At 67.0% G+C, this 20,771-nt stretch carries 24 protein-coding genes; all 24 read right to left on the bottom strand.

What is annotated here, in order from left to right; translation table 11 throughout:
- Positions 1 to 134: 134 nt before the first annotated feature.
- A complete protein-coding gene (locus tag ACFWMR_RS01825) occupies positions 135 to 506 on the bottom strand; it encodes a hypothetical protein (RefSeq protein ID WP_378376161.1) in 372 nt (123 codons plus the stop codon).
- A gap of 21 nt (positions 507 to 527) precedes the next feature.
- Positions 528 to 911 (bottom strand): hypothetical protein, encoded by a 384-nt coding sequence (locus ACFWMR_RS01830; RefSeq protein ID WP_378376163.1) that lies wholly within the window; start codon positions 909 to 911, stop codon positions 528 to 530.
- A 15-nt stretch (positions 912 to 926) separates the two neighbouring features.
- A complete protein-coding gene (locus ACFWMR_RS01835) occupies positions 927 to 1,133 on the bottom strand; it encodes a hypothetical protein (protein WP_378376165.1) in 207 nt (68 codons plus the stop codon).
- Entirely contained in the window at positions 1,133 to 1,888 is a 756-nt protein-coding gene (locus ACFWMR_RS01840; RefSeq protein WP_378376167.1) for a hypothetical protein, read from the bottom strand. The genes ACFWMR_RS01835 and ACFWMR_RS01840 overlap by 1 nt, the downstream gene beginning before the upstream one ends.
- 14 nt (positions 1,889 to 1,902) lie before the next feature.
- On the bottom strand, positions 1,903 to 3,051 hold the full coding sequence (locus tag ACFWMR_RS01845) for a hypothetical protein (protein WP_378376169.1): 1,149 nt from the start codon (positions 3,049 to 3,051) through the stop codon (positions 1,903 to 1,905).
- Positions 3,051 to 4,208 (bottom strand): hypothetical protein, encoded by a 1,158-nt coding sequence (locus tag ACFWMR_RS01850; protein ID WP_378376170.1) that lies wholly within the window; start codon positions 4,206 to 4,208, stop codon positions 3,051 to 3,053. Before ACFWMR_RS01850 ends, ACFWMR_RS01845 begins: the two co-directional genes overlap by 1 nt.
- Positions 4,209 to 4,219: 11 nt before the next feature.
- Positions 4,220 to 5,095 (bottom strand): phage distal tail protein, encoded by an 876-nt coding sequence (locus ACFWMR_RS01855; protein WP_378376172.1) that lies wholly within the window; start codon positions 5,093 to 5,095, stop codon positions 4,220 to 4,222.
- Between the two features lie 4 nt (positions 5,096 to 5,099).
- Positions 5,100 to 8,639 carry a hypothetical protein gene (locus tag ACFWMR_RS01860; RefSeq protein WP_378376174.1) on the bottom strand — a complete coding sequence of 1,180 codons (3,540 nt, stop codon included), beginning with the start codon at positions 8,637 to 8,639 and terminating at the stop codon, positions 5,100 to 5,102.
- A gap of 9 nt (positions 8,640 to 8,648) precedes the next feature.
- A complete protein-coding gene (locus tag ACFWMR_RS01865; protein ID WP_378376176.1) occupies positions 8,649 to 8,945 on the bottom strand; it encodes a hypothetical protein in 297 nt (98 codons plus the stop codon).
- A 50-nt stretch (positions 8,946 to 8,995) separates the two neighbouring features.
- On the bottom strand, positions 8,996 to 9,310 hold the full coding sequence (locus ACFWMR_RS01870) for a hypothetical protein (protein WP_378376177.1): 315 nt from the start codon (positions 9,308 to 9,310) through the stop codon (positions 8,996 to 8,998).
- A gap of 163 nt (positions 9,311 to 9,473) precedes the next feature.
- Complete coding sequence (locus ACFWMR_RS01875; protein WP_378376179.1) at positions 9,474 to 10,076, bottom strand: hypothetical protein; 603 nt, start codon at positions 10,074 to 10,076, stop codon at positions 9,474 to 9,476.
- A 60-nt stretch (positions 10,077 to 10,136) separates the two neighbouring features.
- On the bottom strand, positions 10,137 to 11,384 hold the full coding sequence (locus ACFWMR_RS01880) for a hypothetical protein (RefSeq protein WP_378376181.1): 1,248 nt from the start codon (positions 11,382 to 11,384) through the stop codon (positions 10,137 to 10,139).
- 35 nt (positions 11,385 to 11,419) lie between these two features.
- A complete protein-coding gene (locus tag ACFWMR_RS01885; protein WP_378376182.1) occupies positions 11,420 to 11,734 on the bottom strand; it encodes a phage tail fiber protein in 315 nt (104 codons plus the stop codon).
- A gap of 71 nt (positions 11,735 to 11,805) precedes the next feature.
- Positions 11,806 to 12,132 (bottom strand): HK97 gp10 family phage protein, encoded by a 327-nt coding sequence (locus ACFWMR_RS01890; RefSeq protein ID WP_378376184.1) that lies wholly within the window; start codon positions 12,130 to 12,132, stop codon positions 11,806 to 11,808.
- A 3-nt stretch (positions 12,133 to 12,135) separates the two neighbouring features.
- Complete coding sequence (locus tag ACFWMR_RS01895; RefSeq protein ID WP_378376186.1) at positions 12,136 to 12,483, bottom strand: hypothetical protein; 348 nt, start codon at positions 12,481 to 12,483, stop codon at positions 12,136 to 12,138.
- A gap of 1 nt (position 12,484) precedes the next feature.
- Positions 12,485 to 12,913 (bottom strand): hypothetical protein, encoded by a 429-nt coding sequence (locus tag ACFWMR_RS01900; protein ID WP_378376187.1) that lies wholly within the window; start codon positions 12,911 to 12,913, stop codon positions 12,485 to 12,487.
- A gap of 66 nt (positions 12,914 to 12,979) precedes the next feature.
- Positions 12,980 to 13,915 (bottom strand): phage major capsid family protein, encoded by a 936-nt coding sequence (locus tag ACFWMR_RS01905; RefSeq protein WP_378376189.1) that lies wholly within the window; start codon positions 13,913 to 13,915, stop codon positions 12,980 to 12,982.
- A 152-nt stretch (positions 13,916 to 14,067) separates the two neighbouring features.
- Positions 14,068 to 14,766: a phage scaffolding protein gene (locus ACFWMR_RS01910; RefSeq protein WP_378376191.1), complete on the bottom strand. Its 699-nt coding sequence runs from the start codon at positions 14,764 to 14,766 to the stop codon at positions 14,068 to 14,070.
- 35 nt (positions 14,767 to 14,801) lie between these two features.
- Positions 14,802 to 15,917 (bottom strand): hypothetical protein, encoded by a 1,116-nt coding sequence (locus tag ACFWMR_RS01915; RefSeq protein WP_378376193.1) that lies wholly within the window; start codon positions 15,915 to 15,917, stop codon positions 14,802 to 14,804.
- Positions 15,892 to 17,406 (bottom strand): hypothetical protein, encoded by a 1,515-nt coding sequence (locus tag ACFWMR_RS01920; RefSeq protein WP_378376195.1) that lies wholly within the window; start codon positions 17,404 to 17,406, stop codon positions 15,892 to 15,894. The genes ACFWMR_RS01915 and ACFWMR_RS01920 overlap by 26 nt, the downstream gene beginning before the upstream one ends.
- Before the next feature lie 12 nt (positions 17,407 to 17,418).
- Positions 17,419 to 18,918 (bottom strand): hypothetical protein, encoded by a 1,500-nt coding sequence (locus tag ACFWMR_RS01925; protein ID WP_378376196.1) that lies wholly within the window; start codon positions 18,916 to 18,918, stop codon positions 17,419 to 17,421.
- Between the two features lie 86 nt (positions 18,919 to 19,004).
- Positions 19,005 to 19,604: a glycosyltransferase family 2 protein gene (locus tag ACFWMR_RS01930; RefSeq protein ID WP_378376197.1), complete on the bottom strand. Its 600-nt coding sequence runs from the start codon at positions 19,602 to 19,604 to the stop codon at positions 19,005 to 19,007.
- Positions 19,601 to 20,218 carry a methyltransferase domain-containing protein gene (locus ACFWMR_RS01935; RefSeq protein WP_378376198.1) on the bottom strand — a complete coding sequence of 206 codons (618 nt, stop codon included), beginning with the start codon at positions 20,216 to 20,218 and terminating at the stop codon, positions 19,601 to 19,603. The genes ACFWMR_RS01930 and ACFWMR_RS01935 overlap by 4 nt, the downstream gene beginning before the upstream one ends.
- A complete protein-coding gene (locus tag ACFWMR_RS01940) occupies positions 20,211 to 20,747 on the bottom strand; it encodes a galactosyltransferase-related protein (RefSeq protein WP_378376200.1) in 537 nt (178 codons plus the stop codon). Before ACFWMR_RS01940 ends, ACFWMR_RS01935 begins: the two co-directional genes overlap by 8 nt.
- Between the last annotated feature and the right edge of the window lie 24 nt (positions 20,748 to 20,771).

The raw sequence follows: 20,771 nt of genomic DNA on the forward strand, positions 1-20,771 counted from the left end.
CGACCGCGACGATTACCCGTGGCCAGAAGCGCCGCAACTCCTCCCGGGCGACCGCGCGAGCTTGAGTCCGTGCCTCACGTGGCGCGGCCGCCGCTAGGGCGTGAACGCCTTCACGAGCAGCGTCCAGGGGCGCGTCAGCTTGCTTGCCCATTCGAGCCCCCATTCCACAGTGGATCTCGGCGGTAGAGTTCGGCTTCGAGGTCGTCGATCCGTTGAAGGAGTGTCTCGACGCGGGCCTGCGCTTTGTCCCGCGCGGCTTGGGCGTCGACCATGGCTTTCTCGACGAGGTCCAGTGCTTGGTCAGTTCGCTGGACCACCGCCGGTGTCGACGGCGCGGGCGGGTCGGGCTTCTCCGGCTTCGGGTCCTTCTGCTTCCCGGCCGCGTTCTTGATGCGCTCGACGATGGCGGGGCCTGCGGCGGTGGCGATGACGCCGAGCAGCGTGAACACGCCGAGGGCGAGCGCGAGCCACGGCGGAGTGGAAGCCGCGTCGGCGGCGAGGACCATGTGACCCCCTCGTGCTCGGCGTCATTGGTCTTGCCCGCGGTGCTGGTCAAGACGGGCTTGGCTGCGCTGCCACAGCGCGAGGCCATGTACGAGCGCGAGAAGCAAGACGTGCGCGGGTCCTCCATACCCGGTGGCCTGGCCGGTGAAGAGCGTTGCGGCGAGCCCGGCGCCCCAGAAGGTGAAAGAGCCGAGCGCGAGGATGTGTCCGAAAGTCCGACGCTGGATGAGGAGTAGCAGACCAGCGAGCAGGAACACCGCACCCCAGATCCGGATCGGGATGCCCAGGTCGCGGACCACGGTGAACGTTCCGCCGGACGACCAGCTGTCCGGGCCGAGCAAGTACCCAGTACCGAGGATCACGGCGTGCGCGGCGAGGAACCCAGGCGGGATACGCACAGAGACCATGCAGACCCTCCCGCTCTACTCGCCGTCGATAGCGGACTGCTGGATTTCGCCGTCGGCCTCTGCAAGTTCGGCGATGGTCGGTTCGGGTGGAGGTGGCGGGATCTGCGGCATCGGCTGACGGGTCGGGGACGGCACCAGCACCACAGGGGGTCGGGTGTCGTCGTCCGGTCCTTCGGTCGGGAACTCGGGATCCAGTGCAGGATCAGGGGTGGGATCGGTCATTACCAGCCTCCAATCGAGTCGGCGAGGCCCTTGCCCGAGCCGACGAAGTAGTTCGGACTCGCGTACGCGGTGCCTGCGCCGACGGAGATCCTCGCCTCGAGGTCGACGATCAGCGACTTGCCGATCTCCGACTGTGGCACCGTTGTGGCCTGGAGTGCGCTGTTGGCGTAGCTGGTGCCCGCGGTGACGTTCGTCAGCGACTGCACCGCCGCATAGGTCGAGTAGCCGGTCACGAGGTCGTAGAGGTGCCAACGGGCTTGCATCGTCGTGTTCGGCGCCGTCGACACGAGCTTCAGCAAAATCGACGCCTGGACCGCCGGGTTCAAATGCTGGGCGTTCCCGGTCCAGATCGGATAGAACGTGGCGCTTCCGTGGCCGAGGTCCGGCGGATCGTAGGGATACATCGAGTATTGCGTGTACGGCGTCGCTAGCCCGTACCCGGCGATCGGATCAGTGCCGAACAGCGTCGGCTGCTGGCCGCCGACGAGCGTGTCCCGGATCGCGAATACCTTCTTTCCCGCGACCGTGCGGGTGACGAGCAGCGGGTTCCCGTCGCCGTAGTAGACCGACAGGTCCGCGGTGCCGTCGCCGGATTCCGAGGGCAGCACGGTGAAGTCCGGGACGCCGCCGTGCCCGATGGAGAACGGGAACTTGCTGGACCGCGTGAACTCCTCGATGGTCCGGCGCAGATCGCGCAGCTCGTTGACGAGGTAGTCCTGCGAGTTCGGCCGCTCGATCGGCTGGTTGGCCACCATCCTGTGCGCGCTCCTTACGCGGCACGAACCGCCTGTAGTTGGTGGTCGACGCAGCCCCGCGGTGTGCTGCCGCTGTGAGACACGCCGAGGATCCGGTAGGAGTAGATCCCGGACGGCAGCCAGTGGTGCCCCTTCACGCTGTAGTCCGCGAAGTGCCCCGGGGTGTACGAGCCGAGCGGCGGGTCGGCGTCCGCGCGCACGACGGCCTGCCACTGTTCCGGCTGGCTGCCGTACAGCTGAATGTCGGCTTTCGCCCAGCCGTCCAGAGTGGACTGCTGATCAGCCGATGTGTGGTTCGTGTCGACCATGTCCAGCGCCGGCCATCCGGCGTCGATCAGCGTCGTGTCGGTGGCGTATCCGAACAGGGTGCCAGCTTCGTTCCCTGTTCCCTTCACGAACGCGGTGTTCGCCAAGGCAGATCCGTCTCCGGCGATGCTCAGCGACACCAAGGTCGAGTTGTAGTCGAACCTCAACGGAGCGCCCGGCTGGGTCAGCAGTGGGTTGCCGATCAGCATCCGGTGCCGGATGTACCGAAAACCGCCTGAGGTCGTCAGGTACGGCTGGAACAGCATGTCGGGGCCGCCGTCGACCTGGGTGAGCTCCTGCAAGCGCTGCCCGACGTACGCTGCTTCGTAGCCTCGGTAGTTCCTGACGTGCGTCCCGCCGCCGGGAAGAACGGGGGGTAGGTCGAGTGGCAAGTCCGATCCGGGGCGGTGATGCCATCCCAATGCATGATCTGCGATCGTCCTGCCGATGTTCGGCAGGCTGTCGGTGATAGATAGGTCCGCTGACGGGTCGGTGATCTTCGCAGTCGCCGGGTTCCAGTTCTCGTTGTGCAGCAGCCTACGATTGAGTAGCTCCCAGAAGCCCTTGAAGGCAACGACGAGCTTCGTTTTGTCATCGTCCGGCGAGTACGGCACGATCGGTCCGCCCTGGCAGACGGTGTCGCCGCGTAGCACGCCGATGGAGTACCGCCAGGGCACACACCACTCGCGTACGCGGGCCGTCTTCTCGTCACCGGGCAACGGCACGATAATCCGGCCGCCGCCGACGTCGTTTACCCGCGTTGACCACTCGGGCTCGGCGTCCAGGTCCAGGTCGTACAAGACCCTGCCCGTGGTGGTCGAGTAGACGACCGCGGTGTACTCGCGCTCGGTGCCCATCAGGCGGCTGCCTGCTGCTTCCAGATTTTCGCCATGGCGTTACGCAACCCGTTGTTGATCGAGGTGGCCCCCCCGTTGTTGTAGAAGTAGAAGCAGAACTGTTGCCCCACGCTCAGGTACGCCGTACCAGAGATCGCGTAGTCGGTGCCGTTCGTGAAGCCGAGGAACGGCAGGATGTGCGTCGCGTCGCTGTAGGTCGTGGCACCCACGCAGATGCCGCCATTCACGGCCAAGTTCGAGCGCAGCTGACCGAAGAAGCTGTAAGGCCCGGCCGTCTGGCACGTCCAGGTGTCCGTGCCGTTGAACGTGAGCCCGTTGGCCGAGACGACGCTCGTGGCGAACTGCAGCTTCGTCGCGCCACCGATAAGGGGAGGTGTGGTGCGTGCGTCGCGCCACTCTCCGCCGACATCCGGACCGAAGCGGATCTTCCGCCAGTTCCCGGCGCTGTCGCGCACCTCGAACGTGTCGGTGGCGGGGTTGTAGCGGGTGTCACCCACAGAGCCCGCGGTGTCGCTGTCGCCCTCCATCAGCACGCGAGTTCCGCCGATGACACCGACCGAGCGCCGCAGACGGGTCAAGGTGATCACACCACCGGTCGACACCTGCGCCCGCGCGAGCACGATCCCGATCCCGCCGCCGGCCGCCTGCGCCGGAACCGGCGCGGTCGCCCAGTTCGTGATGACACCCAGGCTGTTCGCCGTGACTGGGTCGACGGGCACTGCACCCGGCGCGCCGGTGATGATCTCGATCCGGCACGGGTTCCCGTCCGGCGACGTGTCGCCCAGACCCGAGTCGTACCAGCGCATCACGACCAGGTCGTTGCGCGGGTTCGTGGCCGGCGCGGGGTCGCATGTCACCGACGCCGCCGCGAGCAGCCAGCCCTCGTACGGTCCCTGACCAGACCGGTGCGCCACCGATGATCCGGGCGCGACGCTCATCGTCAGCCCGGACGTGACCGCCACGGCAAGGTCGGTGAAACGAAGGTTGACCGAGTCCCACGTCGTCGGCACGACGCCGGAGCGTGTGCCGTTCATCGGGGTGGTGTCGTTGTTCTGATAGACGGCCTGGAGCAGAGCGCGCCCCTGACGGGCGGAGTTGACGCGCGAGCCGCCAGGCATCGCGGACCAGAAGCCAGTCGCTACCGCGTTGGTGGGCATCAGGCCCCCTCTCAGTTGTAGGCGTACCGCCAGGACGCGGTGACCGTTCCCGCGCCGGCGCCGGAGAACTGGACAGTCACCTGCCCGCCAGGTGGGATCTCGATCCATTGCGCCGAAGCGAGAAGGCCGGAGCGGTCGACGCCGTTGAGCGCGACCGAGCGGGTAAACGGGCTGGTGTCGATCACCAGCGTCTGTCCTGCCTCGACGGTGCCGGTGTAGGCGATCACGTCGCCTGTCACCGGGTTGGTGAGCGCCGGGTTCACAAGCGGGCCGACGACAGTGAAGACCGGCCACGTCGGCGCGCTGCCGGGGTTCGTCAGCGACAACACGCCACCGTTCCCGCTGCTACCCCAGTCCAGGCCGCCGTTCGCCCAATCCAGACCGCCGCTGCCCCAGTCGAGGCCATCGGCTACCACGCCACCGACCGTGAACGGCCCAGCCACTTGCATCGTCGTGTCGAGCCAGCGTGGATCCGTCGCGATCAGCGGTAGCTGCCAATCGATCCCTTCACCGGTCTTCCAGACATCGCACTTCAGGACGTCGCTGTCGAGCTCGACGAGCAGCTGCCTCGGTGCGACCCCGTCGTCGACAACCAGCAGCGCTTGACCCCCGGCGGGGAACAGGCTCATCAGCCGGTCACGTGCCGTAACGCGGCTGGCCCGGTCCGGGGCCTGGCAGTAGCCCTGGATCAGGCCAGTCCGCGCCGCGGGGTAGGAGCGGCTCCGGTAGGCGCCCATCCCGAACGGTCGTTCGGAGGTGTGGGTCTTCCGGCCAATGCCGTCGTTCAGGGTCTGCTTCTCGACCACCCAGCGGCAACCGAGGTCATCGTCCACATTGGCCGCCCACGTGCCGATCGTGTACGTCGGCCAGATCACCCGAGTCGGCACCAGGTCACCCCCCTCTCATCTGCCAGGCGAGCTCGGAGAAGACGGCGGCCGCGACGCGTTGAGGCTCATAGGCCTGCGTGTGGATCGTGACGTTGTTGTTGATCGTCATGTTCCTGCTGGCCGCGGTTCGACCCATGCGTGTGTTCGCCTCGTCAAGCAACGCCTGCGACCGTCTCGACGTCGGGTCCATAGGGATGTAGGCCTCGGGGAACCGCGGGTTGTCGCCCACGACCCGCCACGTATCCGAGGGCACCATCGACGCCAGCGACGCCATCGGCGTCAAGCCCTCGAAACCCCCGCCTGCGTAGAACTTCAGGATGTTTCCCTGTGCGTTCCAGACCGGCCTGCCGGTCAGGCTGCCACCGTTCGTGCCCCCTCCGGGGGTCCCGACTGTGATCGTCCGGATAAAAGCGGTCCGGTCCCGTGCGGCATGGTTGAGCGAGGCCTCAGCAGCACCCACGTCTGCGCGGGCATGAGTCTCAGCCCATGTGCCGTCGGCATTCTGCTTCCACACCCGCACAGCGCCGGTGGCCGGATCGATGTTCGAGTAGGTGACCGTTCGAGCGCCGGTCGCGTCTGTGGTCACCTTCCACTGCCGGACAACCCCAGTTGCCGGGTCGTCGTTCGTGTACGTGGTTGTTCGGCCTTCAGTGGATGAGGTGGTGTTCTTCCAGTTGTTGACCGCCTCACCCGCGGGCTGGGTGTTCGCGTAGACCATGGTCGTCGCGTCGCTGTTTCCGATGTCGCCGAGAAGCTTCTGCGCGGCTGTACGCCCCGGCTCGGTATTCGCGTACACCTGGAACGTTCCATCCGGCAGCTTGACCACCGAGTACCCGAGATCCGCCAGCGCCTTGATGGCGGTGTCGGTCAGCGCCTCGACCCGCAAACCTTTCTGTGGCGGGATGTCCTTGAGTTTCCCGACAATGTCGGTCAGCTGCTTCTGCGCCTCGACGTCCCCTTCGAGCTTCAGGTTCGTCAGGATCTTGTCCGGAATCAGCCCGTAGTGCTCGACCAACTGCTGGATCTGCTTGTCGTTGAGACCGAGCGCCCGCAACTGCTTGGCGAAATCGCCCTCCATCCCCTCAAGCTTCTTGCGGATCTCGTCCGCCGGGGTACCTGCGTCCTTGAGCGCCTGGCCGTAACTGGCCATCTGCGTTGCCGCGGTTTGCACGGTGTCCTGGAGCTTCGACCCAGCTTCGGATGTGGTGTTAATCGCTCCGGATGCGTCGATCAGATCCTTGCTGTGGCCCTTCAGGTTCAAGCCCTTGAAGGACTCGCCAATTCCACGCAGGCTGTCGTTCCAGGCCTGCATCGCCTCCTCGACGCTCGGGGTTTGCCCGGACAGCCTCAGCATCACGTCGATGAGCGCCTTGCCCTTCGCCGCCACATCGCCGCCCGCCGTGTTCAGCGCTTCCCATGCGGCGGTGAGGTCGTTCGACGCGGCCTGAGCCGAGTACATCGCGGGGGTGGTGCCGCGCGCGACGATCGACGCGACCTGATCCTGTGCGTCGGCGAGCGCCTTGGCCTTCTGTGCGGCCTCTGCCTGCGCCCGCGCCTCACCGTTCACTGCCGAGATGCCGTTGAGCGTCGCGATCAGCGAGTTACGTTGTGCATCGGTGAGGTTGAGCGAATGCAGCCGTACGGCCGACAGGCCATCCACGACGTCCGTGGCGTTGCCGCCCTGCTTAGCAAACGCGTCGGCCTGCGCCAGGACCGTACCGATCATTTCGCGGTTCGCGTCCGATCCGGACAGCAGACCGCGGATGTAGTCCTTGGCGGTGGCGTTGTAGGTGTTCAGCGCGTCCTTGTTCCCGAGCGCCGCTGAGGAAACCTGCGTCAGAGACTGCCCGAATACCTGGCTGTTGCGGTACGCGTTCTGATCACTGAGTGCCTTTTGCGTGGTGGCGCGGACGTTCGCGCCGACCGCGTTGCCGTCGGCGATGTAAGCCCGCGTCAAGTCGTTCACCGACTGCTTCTGCTCCGCTGCTCTGGTGGCTGCCTCCTGCGATTTCTTGCCCCACAGGTCCAGCAGCGCGCCGCCGGCGACCAGTGCGATCCCGAGTGGGTTGATCCCGGACGACACCAGCGTCGACATGCCCGCACGGAACTTGCTGCTGCCGTTCCGCTCGGCGTCGGCCATGGCTTCCTTGAACGGTGTCGTCCGGTTCCCGGCGGCGTCGACCGTGGAGGAGAACGCTCGCAGCCCGAACCCAGTCTCGGCGAGCGACGTACCAAACAGGCGCGCGAAACTGTTCACCGCCAGCATCGCCCCGCCGAGCTCAGTGACCTGCGGCGGAAGGTGCCCGAGTATCGAGACGAGGCCGCTCACGATCGAAAGGCCACCCGACACGGTCCCGAGAAAGCCCGACGTCGCGCCCTGCAACGCCGGCATCCCTTCGCCGGTCAGCGAGAGGACGACATCCTCGACCTGCAGCAGGGTGCCGCGGAACTGGGGGAGCGTGCCAGTCGATCCGGACGCGAGGTTCGCCAAGAACTCGCCGACGAAGCCCAGCATGTCGCGGGTGATGTCGCCGAACTGCGCGACGCCGGTGCCTGCGGCCTTCGATTCCGATCCGATCGCGAAGAACATGTCCGACAGACCAGCGCCTGTGTCCCGGGACATGTCCCGCACGCCCTTGAGCACGGTCTCGCTCTTCGCGGCTGCGACCACAAGACCAGGCATGGCTTCACTGGCAAGGTCTGTGACCGAGCCGACCAGTTCATCGACCGACGGCGCAGCGCCATCGAACGCCCTCTCGAGCTGCGGTTCGAGCCGGGTGAACGTCTCGCCGACGTCGGTCGCAGCCTTCTGGATCGGACCGCCCATGACCCGTGCAATGTCGCCGGCGCGGGTCACGATCCGGTCTGTGGTGTCTTCCCAGCTGGCCTTGATGTCCTTGTTGTTCTTCAACGTCGCGACACTGAGCGCCACCAAAGCGGCTGGCACGAGCGCGATCGCGGCCGTCGCGCCCACCGCCCCGACGGCCGCGGCCGCAGGCAGGCCGATCGAGAGACCGGCGAACATCAGCGCGTCGAAGCTGGCGTTCGCGCGTCGCGCCACGCGCTCCATCTCGGAGTCGACCTTGTCGGCAGCATTGCGGATGCTGCCTTCGTCGACGTCAGCTTCAAGGACCAGCCGATTACGCTTGGCCTTCAACGAATCGATCTTCGCCTTCGCCTTCGAGATCTCGGCGTCGACGTCGAGCTTCGTATTGCCGCGTTGCTTTTCGAGTTCGGCGATTCGGGCCTTCGCCTTGCCCATGTCGGCATCGATGGTGACGAGGGCCTCGGTGCGCCGGGCGGCGAGTTCCCGGATCCGCGCGTCGGCCAGTGCGACGTCGGCGTCAGTGCGGATCTTCGCGGCAGGGGAGCGTCCGATCCGCTCCTTCACGAACTTGGTGTTCCGGGGGTCGTCGAGGTACGTCTTGACCGTGACAGCTGGCGCGTTCTCCAGTCGGGTCCGGATGCGTTTCTCGTCAGCTTCGGTGTGGTCCCGCAGGTGGACCTCGACGTAGGCGCCAGCCATCTTGAAGTCGTCGGCCACCGCGACCCCCTATCCGAGGTCGAAGACCCCTGTCTGCTGTTGCAGGCCCATCGGGCCCCACAGTTGCGACCGGTTCATGGCCGCGATCTGCTCGGCCTCGTAGGGCTTCTCGGGCGGCGGCGTCGATGGCGGGAGCTCCGCGCGGTGCGGTACTGGAGGTGTGTCGAGGTCACGAACGAGCGCCTGCGCCACGGCACCGCGGTACGTCGGCAGCCGGAACATTCGAGGGAAGAACACCGACGCGGGAAGCGGGCGGATGTCGTCGACGCCATGGAAGACCGACATGTCCGACAGCACGTCATCCATGTGACCGATGAACCAGACCAGAGTGGACAGTCGGTCGTGCCAGGCGGCGCTCAGGCTTTTGGGATCGGCATGCCGTCCGGGATGACCTTATCCATCACGGCCTTCATCACCGCCTCAAGGTTTTTCGCGGTGAGGGTCCTACACTCCTGCAGCGCTAGCCACGCCTCGGGATCCAGGACCGTCGCACATGCCCAGGTGATCGCAGCTTTTTCCCCAGCCGTCATCGCGATGTTGAAGGCCTGCAGCGTCCACGCGACCGGCACTTGCTTGGGGATGGTGTAGGTCGTGCCGCTGACGGTGAACAAGGGTTCTCGATCGGCGAGCATCCGTTCGACTTCGGCTTCGCTCTCTTCCGAGTCGAGCACGATCCCCAGTGACGCACTAGGTGGTGGTGGGCCTGCCGGGCGACGGCGACGACGGTTGCGGGAACGGGACATTGGTCCTCCTGACAGGACAAAGGAAAGGGGTGGGGCAGCCCCGTGACGCAGGGCGTCAGGTTCCTGCGACACGGGGCTGCGACTTGGGGTGTTAGCCGTTCGGGTCGACGAGCCGGATCGGCGACACCGTCTCGGACACGAAGAACGCCTGGAACTCGCTGGCGAGTACCTGCTGATCGGCCTTCGCCCAGTTCAGCGCGGTGTTACCGGACGGCAATGCCTTCCGCAGGATCGCCCGCCGCTTCTGCGCCGTCCCGTCGGCCTTGTCGGGACCGGCGCCGTCGATCAGCAGCGTCCGGTACGGCGCGCGGTTGGCATCCTGCCCAGCGTTGAGATCCGACGTCAAGTAAGCCGCGCCGCTCGGTCCGGCCGTCATGTTCCACGCGTACGCGAGGTTCGTGCGGGTCATCTCAGCGAAGTTCACCGTGCACTTGATGTCGCGGTCGGTGAGCCGCGCGCCGAGCTTGTCGACAAGCTGGTCCGCGGTGAGCGGCGTCCACGTCGGCTCGATCGACACGTTCGACCCGCCGAGCGTCAGACCCGTGTCGTACCAGGCAGATCCGGCCGGTGCGATGTTGATGTCGGTCAGCGCTGGCTCGTAGGACAGGGTCGGATCGAACGCGAAACGGTAGATGTACAGGCGCGCCGGACCCATCACAAGGTTCGACGGCACAAAGCCGCTGGTGTCGGCCATGATGGCACTCCACAATGGATTGGGGACCGAACGTCCCGAAGGGATTGCTGTCGGTTCCCCTCACGGGGTGCTCTTGGCCACCGGAACCCAGTTCACGACCAGGTCCAGGACGTACACGGCGTAGTCGCCGAAGTCGCCATATGCCCGCCTCGGTTTCCCGAGGACGTAGGCCGTCTTCACGACGGCGTTCTCACTGCACGCGGGTAGCTCCACGAACCACGGCTCCTGCCGGTAGGTTCCCGCCTGCACGGCCAGCGCGAGGTTGCGCGCCTTGTTCCACGGCGGCGCGTCCGTGCCCGACGTGGTCGCCCATCCGCGCACGTCCATCACCGGCGACTCCAGCCGGAACTCCGGCACCGTCGAACCGCCGGCCACCGCCACGGTCACGAACCCCGAATCCGCCCAGCTCTCGGTGTTGCGCGGCAGCGTTTCCCCGACCATCCCGGCCGAGAATCCGTTGAGCAGGGCCAGCCACGCCCGCGTCACTGCCTCGTCAGAGGCGTAGATGTACGGGCCATTCCCATCGTTCCCGGCCGTGACCGTGCCGGACGCGTGGCCCGTCAAAGCACCTTCGACGCCGAGCGCCGAGCCGACGACCGTCCGGCGTCCGGTGGCGCTGCCCGCCAGAGATCCGCCGTTCAGGATGGCTGCGCCGAGCACGGTGCGGATGCCGGTCGCCGAGCCGCCCAGCCCGCCGAACGTGGCCGCTGCCGTGGCCGAGACCTTCCGGACCCCGGACGCGGCACCCGTGAGCCCGCCTAAGACTCCGGACGCGGATCCCGTCACCGCGCCGCCGGCGTCGGCTGCGGCGAAGTTGTCGTAGCGGAGCGCCCCGGCAGCTTCGGAGCGGATCCCGACGTTGGTGCCGGTAGCGACGCCGGTGTCGGTGACGCTGACGCGTTCGACGCCGTTCACAAACGCCTTGATCGTCGAGCCGACTGCCTGGACCTTCGCGACATCACCCGGTGCGGCGGCCGCAACGTAGGTGCCGATCATGGTGAAGCTGCCGCCGACGACGGCGAACAGATCCCACGACGTGCCGTTGTTGCGCCACAGGTAGCCGCTGGTGATGTTCGTGTTGCCTCGGCACCAGACTCCCTGGCTCGCCGCGGTCGTGGCGGCGATGGCGACTTGCGCCGAGTGGTCGTTCGACCCCATCACGGTCGCGGCGCGGAGGATGACCGTCCCGCCAGTGTTTCCCGGGGAGAGCTGGCTGGCGCTGATCGACCAGTCGCCGGAAACCTCGACCCACCCGGCGCCGAGGTCGGAGCTGTCGGCGCGGTTGAAGTCGTCGGAGTAGCTGGCCACGAGTCACCCCCTCCCGTGGTCGCTGAGACTGGCGGTCAGCTGGCGACCGGGACGGTGAGGACGAGCTGCCCTGCGGGGATGGTGAAGCTGTCGGTGGTGGTGACCGCGTTCGCGGTGACCGCGCCGGAGCCGCCGAAGGTCCCGCCCGACGCCGCAGACCACTGGGTGTAATGCGTGTAGTCCTCGCTGGCGGCGACGTTCGTCCACACGGCATCCACGCTGGATGCCTTGCTGGCGCCGGAAGCCGCCGCGAACGCGGGGTTCTTGCGAGTCGCCTCCGAGGCCGCGTTCGCTGTCCCGTTCGGACCTGGCGGGCCGACATGCAGTTTGAAATAGGGGTACGCCGTCACTTGGTTGTCCAGGTGTGTGTTCGCCGCTGCGACAGAAAACCCTTCTGCCATGACTGATTTCCCTTCAGGTTCTAGCCGCCGCGCCGCCGGTACAGCGCTGGACGAAGGTAGGGCTGCGGCGGCACGACGTCGCCGGTGAACACGGTTTCGCCGGTGCGCGGGTCCTTGTATGCGACCCGGTGGCCGTCCTCGACATACGGCGCGTACTCCAGCGGGCTGCCGATTCGACCGACGTCACCGTTCACGTCGACCTCGATGGACCTCGCCAGGCGGCCGGTGTCTACCGGTGCGCCGCGCTGGGCGTCCACCCCGACTTCCAGGACCAGGTCCTCGAACCAGCGGCGGATGTGCCTGGAATCGAGCTTGTCGTGCCAGCCTGGTTCTGGGTGGTAGTCCATGGCCTACCCCCCGTCGTCACCGATCCGCTTCAGGGCGAGCACGATGTCTGGTGACCGGCCCGCTTCTCGTGGCCTGGTCACGTTCTGCACCAGGTACAGAACGTCGTTGGTGTCGTCCCGAAGCCGGTCACCGGTCTGAATGTCCGTTGTGGACGGAACCGTGCCTTTGACCACGCGCACCACGCGCGGGGTCTGCGTTGCCGGATCCCACACTCGGGAGTTCCGCTCGTCGATCGCCGCAATTACGTCGGCATGAAAGGGCGTGGTGTTGTTCGGTACTGGGTCCGCATAGTCGGGATCCGGGATGGTGCCTCGATAGATCGAGGCTCGGCAGGTCGCGAGCGCCCACACGTCAGCCTCCGATCGGAACCCAGGTACCGGGATCGTTGTCGTCGCCGTACACCACCCGCTGTGCATCGGAGCCCTCGTAGGGCGCTTTGACCCGCAGCGACCGGGATCCGAGCCAAGAGACGCGTTTCAGCGCCCACTTCGCGAACGGTGCGAGTTGCAGCCAACCTTCCTCGCCGGATGCGCTGGACTGGCCGGTCGACCTCACGTCGAGCCGCTCAAACACATCCGGCTGCGCGGTCAACCACGCCGCTTGGTAGGCCACGGCGAGCTTCAGCCAGTGCTGATCGCGGTCGCCGATTCTCTCAGCGTCCGCCGGTAGCCTCCCGGCCACCAGATCGATGTTGGCTTGCGCCATCGTGACCTTGTCCTCGCCGACCGTCTTACCGGTGAATTTCAGGACGTCGGCGACAGTGGCCCAGGTGTCGACCATGCGGGCTCCCTCCGGCGACAGGGCCGCGCGACAGCACGCCGCGCGACCCCATCACAGCTCGTCGGATCAGCCGGCCACCAGCATCGAGAACGCGCCCGGAGCGCCGACGGCGAATGCCTTACGGGCCCGGAAGTAGAGCACGTTCTCGTCGGTGTCGACGCCGATGCCGCTCTCGGCGTCCTGGAAGTTCACCGCGAGGGGGTTCCGGTCACCGACGTGGAGGAACTGCCGGTTGCCGAACACGATGAACGGCGCGCCGGTCGGGGAGTCGGTCCCGGTCGTCGAGGTCTTGCAGCCCATGGACCACTGGCCCTGGTGCCCGAAGATCTCGATCGTGCCGCCCTGGCCACCGCCTGCGGTGCCGTTGGACGACTCGTTGAAGATCGGGTCGCCGTTGCTGTTCTTGATGCCGCGCAGCGTCTGCTTGAACGCGGGGGAGGCGATCACGATCGTCTCGGCGGGGTCGAAGTAGTCGCCCTGCTCGTACTTGCCCAACGCGGCGTTGAGCAGGTCGTAGGTGATCCCGCCGGACCCGGCCAGTGTCAGGTTGCTGTTGGCCGTGTAGCCGGTCACCGTGTCGTTCTGGGTGAGCTGGTAGTACAGGCTGTCGAAGCCCCAGCCGGACGTGGCCTTCGCGACCGTGATGCCCAGGCAGATGTTGTCGAACAGCTTGCCGTAGCTGCCACCAGCGTCAAGGCTCTTCGTCTTGACGATGTTCGCGGCGGAATCGGCCATGTCCTCCTCGGCGATCGTGACCTTGCCGCCGATCTTGTCCGAGTTCAGCAGCACCGAGTCGGAAGGCGAGTTGTCCGCCGGAGCGGGCTGCGACCGACCCCAACGAGACAGGTGCACGCCGCCGGAACGCGGGGTGTACTTGGTGTTGCTGCCCATCGGGACGTGGTGGCCGAACTGCTCGACCGCCGACGCCTGCTGCACCTTCTGAATGACTTCGGGGTTGGTCTCGATCGGGATCCAGCCCGCACCCGTGAATGCGACAGCCATCGCTGCCTCGCTTTCGCTTGTGGATGATCAGGGACGCCGCGTGTCCCTCACGGGCTGCGGCAGATGCCCATCTCGGGCTGGCATGGACCTGGTGGTGTTCGAGTTCCCAGCGAGCTCCCAGCAGGTCCAGATCTGGGAGTTCGTGGATGGAATCAGCCGTTGATGCGGTCGGCGATCAAGTCCCAAGGCGCCTTCTCCTTGGGAGGAGCGGGCTTCCCGTTCGGCGTGACCTTGCCGGGCTTCGTTTTCGACGCCGGCTTCTCCTCCTCCTCGGAGAGGAAGAACTCGGGGTACTCCTTGGCGACGCGGCCGACCTCGGCTTCGAGCCCGGTTACCTCACCGTCCTCGTTGATGTCGAGGTCGTCCATCTTCAGCAGTCCGGCCAGCGCGCCGACGCGCTCCGGCTTGGCCTTCGCCTCGAGGAGCGCCGAGCGGGCACTGGCCTTGATGGCGGTCGGCTTGTAGCGGGCGGAGACGCGCTCCTCGGCTTCGCGCTCGGCGCGCTCGGTGTCGGTCTCGTACTTCTGCTTGAGTGTCCTGAGCTCGGTGCGGCGCTTGGCGGACTCGGCATTGGTTTTGGAGAGCTTCGCCTGCGTGGCCTCCCACTCGGCTTGCGTCGGCGGCTTCCACGGCTTCGTGGACGGCTTCGGCTTGGGCTGCTCCTGCTCGCCCTCGTCGCCGTCCTCGTCATCGACGGTGTCGTCGGACTCTTCGTCACCGTCGTCAGTGCCGGTCATGGTGTCCTGCTCAGTGCCTTCGTCACCCGCCGAACCGCCCCCGCCAATACCGGCTTCGTCACCAGCATCCCGCGCCACGCGCGCGAACCTGAAGTTGAGCGTCTTGATCGCCATCTAGGCGTCCTCCTGACTGATGAGCCCATCGCGGGCTACTTGCTGAATGAGCCGCGGCGAACCGCGCCTCGGGTTTTCGCCTTCACCGCCGCCGGGACTTGCCAGCCGGATGGGGAATGCGAGTTCTTGGCGGTGCCGATCCGCATCAGCAGTCGGTCTGCGGCGCCGAGTCGAGCGTGTTCGGTGTCGAAGGCTGAGTCGCCGCGCAGGACGGCGCGCTCGGCCTCGCGGCGCAGCGCTTCCGGGTAGCCGGTCGCTCCAGACTTCGCCGCCGCTGTTGCGCCGCGGCGCGCGCCGACGATCGCTGCCTGGTCGCCGCGCTGCCGTGCATCCGCCATCGCCCCGGACCAGTTGAGGGCGGCGGACCGGGCGGCGGCTGTCGAGTCGTGTCCACTCCAGGGCGAGATCCGGCATCTGCAGTGCGGATGCAGCGGCGGCGCCGTGACAGGCGCGAACGCCCCACGCTGTCGACCGAACTGTGTGCCGTCCGGGAATGCCTGGCCCGGGATGACCAGATGGCCGGACAACGCGGTGCACGCCAGGCAGGCGTCTCGCTCGGCGATCCACAGCACCTGCGCGCCGGCCGCGATCGCGGCCGTGAGTATGCCGCCGTTGAGCTCGGCGTTGAACGTCGTCCGCGCGGTCCGCGTCAGCACGGGCACGGCTTGCCGCCCGATCGACGCGCGGTCGAGGACTGCCTGACGGTTCGCTTTCTCGACGTGCTTCAGTTCGTCGGCGGCGCGCTGCAGCTTCTCCTTCGCCTGCTCGACACCGCGGTCGATCGCCTCTGGTGTGGCGGGATCAATATCGAGCGGTGCCCCGTCGGAGTCGATGCCCGCCTCGGTGGCGCCTTGCTCGATCCCTAGCTTCCGTGCCTGCCTCGCGCCGTCGAGCAGCTCGTCGACCCGGTCCACGTCGACCGCGGCGATCCGGCCCGCCAGGTCATCGAGCAGCTCACGCAGAGGTTCACCCTCACCGACCGTGTCCGGCGAGCCGAACACCCGCGCCCAGCTGGCGAGCACCCACTGCCACACGCTGGCGAACGCGGCCTCGACGGCCGCGACGACCGTAGCGACGGCGGCGGCCTCGGCGGCGAGCGCGGCCGCGTCATGCGCGGCGACCCGTTCAGGTGGGGGCGGGGGACTGGTCATCGATGTCCCCCATCACCTTGCTGATCACCTGCTGCACCACGGAACTGTCCATCACGCCTGAGGAGACCGCGGTCGAGAACGCCGACACGGCCTGGCCCAGCTGGGCGAGCAACGCGACCTTTTGCGGCAGGCCGCCGTCGCCGTCTTCCAGCCAGCGCTTCACGTCCTCGGCCTTGTAGCCGAGCTCCGTCAGTGTCTGCACGAACTCGACTCCGACCTCCTGCTTCTGCTTGGCCTGCGCCAGCTTCGTGCTCTCATCGGTCGACTCGATCGGCGCCCACGCGAGCGTCACGACCGCGTTGTCCTCGCCGAGGATCTTCAGCACGAACGCGTAGAAGGCACGCCACGTCGAGTCGAAGAACGTCCGACGCGACGTGGACTTGTTGTCGAGCGGCTCGTTCGCTGTCGTCAGCGCGACCCCGGACGGGATCTGCCCGGTCCGGTCGAACAGGTGCATCGGCGTTTTCGAGGCCACCGCGCCCTCACGCAGATACTCGGCACGCCGCTTGAGAATCACGTCCGGATCGGCGGGATCGAGCTGCTTGACGTCCTTGTAACCGATCAGATCCCAGATCGAACCAGGCTCGGACGACAGCGTCGAAACCTGCTGCCCGTCCCGGGTCTGCGTTCGTTGACCGTCCGGAGAGGACATGAACTCGTCCTCATCCAGCTCGGCAGGCGAGGACGACTTCGCCCCAGCCTCGCGCAGCGCCACCCTCTGCGGCAGGAACGCGAAGTCGACCCCGGCCATGTCGCTCGACGTCAACTTGATCAACTTATCCTGCGTTCCATAGAACGACCTGTGCTCCGGCCTCCCGTACTCGCCAGGCAACCCCGTGCCGTGGAAGTGAAACACCGGCAGCTGGCCGTACGGGTTATCCTCCTCGGCCTCGCGACCATCCGCCGCATACTCCATGAAGTCCGCAGCGCGTTCGGCCTTCGAGGTCTTCGAGATGTAGTGCCGCAGCTTGTCGGCGTAGAGCAGATCGACCCGGACCCGCTTGCCTTCGGTGGTGTCGATCTGCCACTTCTGGATTGCGAACTTCGGCTGCTCCGGCGCGTCCTCGTCGTAGATCACCCGCATGTTTCGGGCGTCATGCACCGAGATCCGGACCTTCCCCGGCACTGGTTCGCCCTCGTTGTCCATGACGGGCCACCCCATGAGGTACGAGTCGCCGAGCTGCAACGCGCGCCGCATGACCGCCGGCCGCACCAGAGCCATCCCGTTGTCCTCGTCGACGTTCGCGATCATCTTCGTTCGCGGCTCGGTGTCCGCGGTGATGGCCTCGATCCGCAGCTTGTCCGCGACAGCGTCGATCACGACATCACCGAGGGGCGTTTGAAAGCTCACTCCCTTTTCGCGCAGCAGTCGACGGATCCGCCGCGACGCGAACACCTCGCTGATCGGGCCGTCCGAATAGGCCACGGCCTTGCCGTAACCGGGCTCGGCCTTCGTCATCTCGTTGAGGCCGTCCTGAAGGTCGCTCACATCGGCCCCTCTCTATGCGGCGGCCTCCCGGGCGCCGGCGCCGGGCAGCTGCTTGTCGCTCTTCAGGAACACCTCGACCCCGGTGCCGATCGCGTCGACGAGGTCGTCGTGCGCGCCGAGCGGGAAACGGATCATCTGTGCTTCGGCCTGGTGCAGGCGCTTCGCGTGGAAGACCCGGCTGCGCTGGTACTTCGCCAGCAGCGACCCGGCGCGAACTTCTTTGTGCTCGTCGTGGTGCACGGTCCGGACCTTCACCGGCAGGTCATGCAGGATCGCGAGCCAGGTGTCGCCGCCCTGGTTCGTCTCGACGACCACGCCCGCGATCTCCGGGTACGCATCGAGGATCTGCAGCACCCGCGCGCGGAGCTTCTCGCCGGGCGGGATTTTCACCTGCCAGGCGTCCCAGATCAGGCACGCGTCCGCCGGGCGGCTGTACCCGACCACCGCCAGCGCGGTGAAGTCCGACTTGGCCTTCGTCGTGACCGCGGGGTCGATCGCGAGCACGTGGTGCGTCAGCGGCAGATCCGTCCGGATGACGAAGTCCTCGCCGGACCAGAACGCGCTGTCGGCGGCGAGAGGGTCGTTCCGCATCTGCGACGCGAACCAGCGGTGATGCCGGACCTTGTTGATCCACACCATCGACCAGCGCTCAGGCCAGAGACTGTGCTCTGCGCCGTCGGCGCCGACCTGGATGATGTCGTAGTAGCGGGCGACGAACTGCGCGCCCTCGACCCAGCCGGGCGACTCCTCACCACGCTGCTTCGCCGCGATGTCGTCGACGATCGCGCCCGGCATCGCGACCGTCCCGGCCAACGTCACGCTGGCCTTGTTGTTCATCGGCAGGATGCCCGACAGCATCGTCGCCAGCCGGTGTTCCTTCTGGGTCACCGAGTAGTTGCCTTCGGTGCCCTCGATGTCGTCGAGGACGATGTGGTCCGGGCGTCGGCGGCCGATCTTCAATCCGAGGACTTCGGAGTCGATGCCGCGTGCGGAGAAGATGAACCCGGACGTCGCGATGTAGAGGTTCTGGGTGTCCGCGACAGTCGTCCCGCGCGGCCGGCGCGCCGGTGCGCACAGGTCAGGGAAGTCGGCCCGGATGAGCTCGTTGGTTTGCAGCTCGGCCTTGAACGTGGCGAGGTGCTGCTCGGCTTGGGTGCCGGACGCGGCGAAGGCCGCGACGAACTTCCTGTGGCCGTGAGCCGCCAGCCACAGCGGGATGATCAGGAACCACCACGTCGACTTGCCGAGCCCGCGGGGCGCGATGATCGCGTCCCGGAGCTCGCCGGGCTCGCTGCCGGAGATCGGCCGGACGTACCGCTTCGCCAGCTCGCACCACTCCAGATGCGCGGGGGAGAAGCTGATCTCGTCGCCGGTCTCCTCACCGCGCAGGTGTTGCGGCAGGTAGACGAGCGCGAACAGCAGCGGGTCGAGCCGGGTCAGCAGCTGCCGCCCCTCAGAGAGCTGCAGCAACTCCTCGGGCAGATCCGCGAGGTAGGCGTCGAGATCGAACACTTCGTCACCACCTGTAACGGATAGCCGCACGGCGGGGGCCGCCCGCGATTTACACAATCCCTCCGTTGCCGGGGGGATTGTGTAAATCACCAGCGATCTGGTCGGCCGCTGGTGTTTCCGGCGTGGTGGTGCCACCACCAGGTCCGCCGCGGCACGTGCACGATCTTCGCGCCCGCCTTCACGCACTCGACGGTGAACTGGAAGTCCTCGCCGTACGTCTCGCCGTTGATCAGCGCGCCGGGCGGCGGCTCCCGAAACCCGACCGCCTGAGCGAGCTCGGTCCGCACCAGCGTCGTGATCGTCGTCTGTGTCGGCTGGTCCGGATCGAAGGCGCGGCCGAAGTGGCCGAGCGGATCGATCTCCGGGCGCTCACGCCCGGTGCCGTCTTTGACCATGAAGTAGCTGAACACGTAGTCCGCGTTGAAGATCCGCGCGGCCGCGGCGAGGACCTTCAGGTGGTTCAGCATCAGCTCGTCGTCGTCGTCCAGGAACGCCACCCAGTCGCTTTTGACGTGCTCCAGGCCGAGCTGCCGGGTCGCCGCCGCTCCACGGTGGTGGATGTCCTTCGGCACGAGCACGTCGTACGGTCGCAAGGTTTGCGCCCATACCGAGTCCACCGCGCGCCGCAGCAGCTCCTTACGCGGCGGAATCGTCGGGATGACGACCGTGATCTCCGGATCCGTCACGACCTCACCACCTTCGCCGTGATCACCTGCGACCACTCGACGTCAACATGCTTGACGACCTCAAAGCCGCCCTGTTCGACCAGCGCCCGGTAGCCGACGCGGTCCCACGCCCAGGCGTGGTTGTCCTCGTGGTAGTCGGCGGTCTCCCGCCACGGCGAGCTGACGATCAGCCAGTCTGCGTTCCGGGCCAGCACGTCCCGGACGAACCCGTGCGGATCCGCCAGGTGCTCCAGAACCTCCGTAGCGATCACCAGGTTCGACGGCGCGCCCCACGCGATCTCGTCGACAAGCACATTCGCCTGCCGGACCTCGACACCCCGGACCGCAGTGGCGACCTTCACCGAATCGGTGATGATCTCAAAACCGCAGGCCCGGCGCCGCATCGCGGCGGGAAGCAGCGACAGCAGAGCACCGTCACCCGCGCCGATGTCGGTGATCCAGTCCAGCCGCTCCCGCCGGGCAACGTCGGCGGCCAGCCGCGCAACGTGCTCAAGCCGCGCGCGATGCACACCAGCCGGATGACCGAGGTGATCACAGTTCGGGGTGTCCCGCCACCACTCCGGATCCAGCCACGCCGGCGGATCCGCCGGGTCGAACAGCCGGTACTCAGCCACGCGAGCCTCCGAGGTAGAGCGCCCGGTTCGGGCTGTTCAGGTCCCTGTGGTCTCGCGGGTGCCACAGCTCGCGCAGCACCGCGCTGGTCACCGGACCAGGCGCGGCCGCCCGGCAGAGCGTCTCGTAGAAGGCGTTGTCCTCGTAGCCCCAGCCCTCGTAGCGCTCGTCCATGCCACCTACCCGTTCGAACAACTCCCGCCGGACCGCAAGAACACCGGGGCACAGCTGCGGCTCCTTGAACCAGGTGCCGATCAGGTCGATCGGCTTCGTGCGGAGCCACTCGGCGGTCGACTGCTCCGAGGCGTACGCGATCCGGCGGTACAGCGGCAACCACTCGTACTGGCCGAGCATCGCCTGTGCATGGTCCAGCACCGCAGAATCCGGAACGTGGTCGGCGCCGAAAAGCACGAAGGCGTCGTACTCCGGGGGAGCGAGCCTGGCCGCGCGGTTGATCGCCCGCGCTACGGAAAACGGGTGCTTCACGGTCTTGATCGGGCCTCGCTCGCTGTCGGCTGTCAAGTCCGCCATCGGTTCCCCAAACAGCGGGTCCGC

It is taken from the genome of Amycolatopsis thailandensis, from assembly GCF_042723255.1.
In the GTDB taxonomy this organism is placed as follows: domain Bacteria; phylum Actinomycetota; class Actinomycetes; order Mycobacteriales; family Pseudonocardiaceae; genus Amycolatopsis; species Amycolatopsis thailandensis.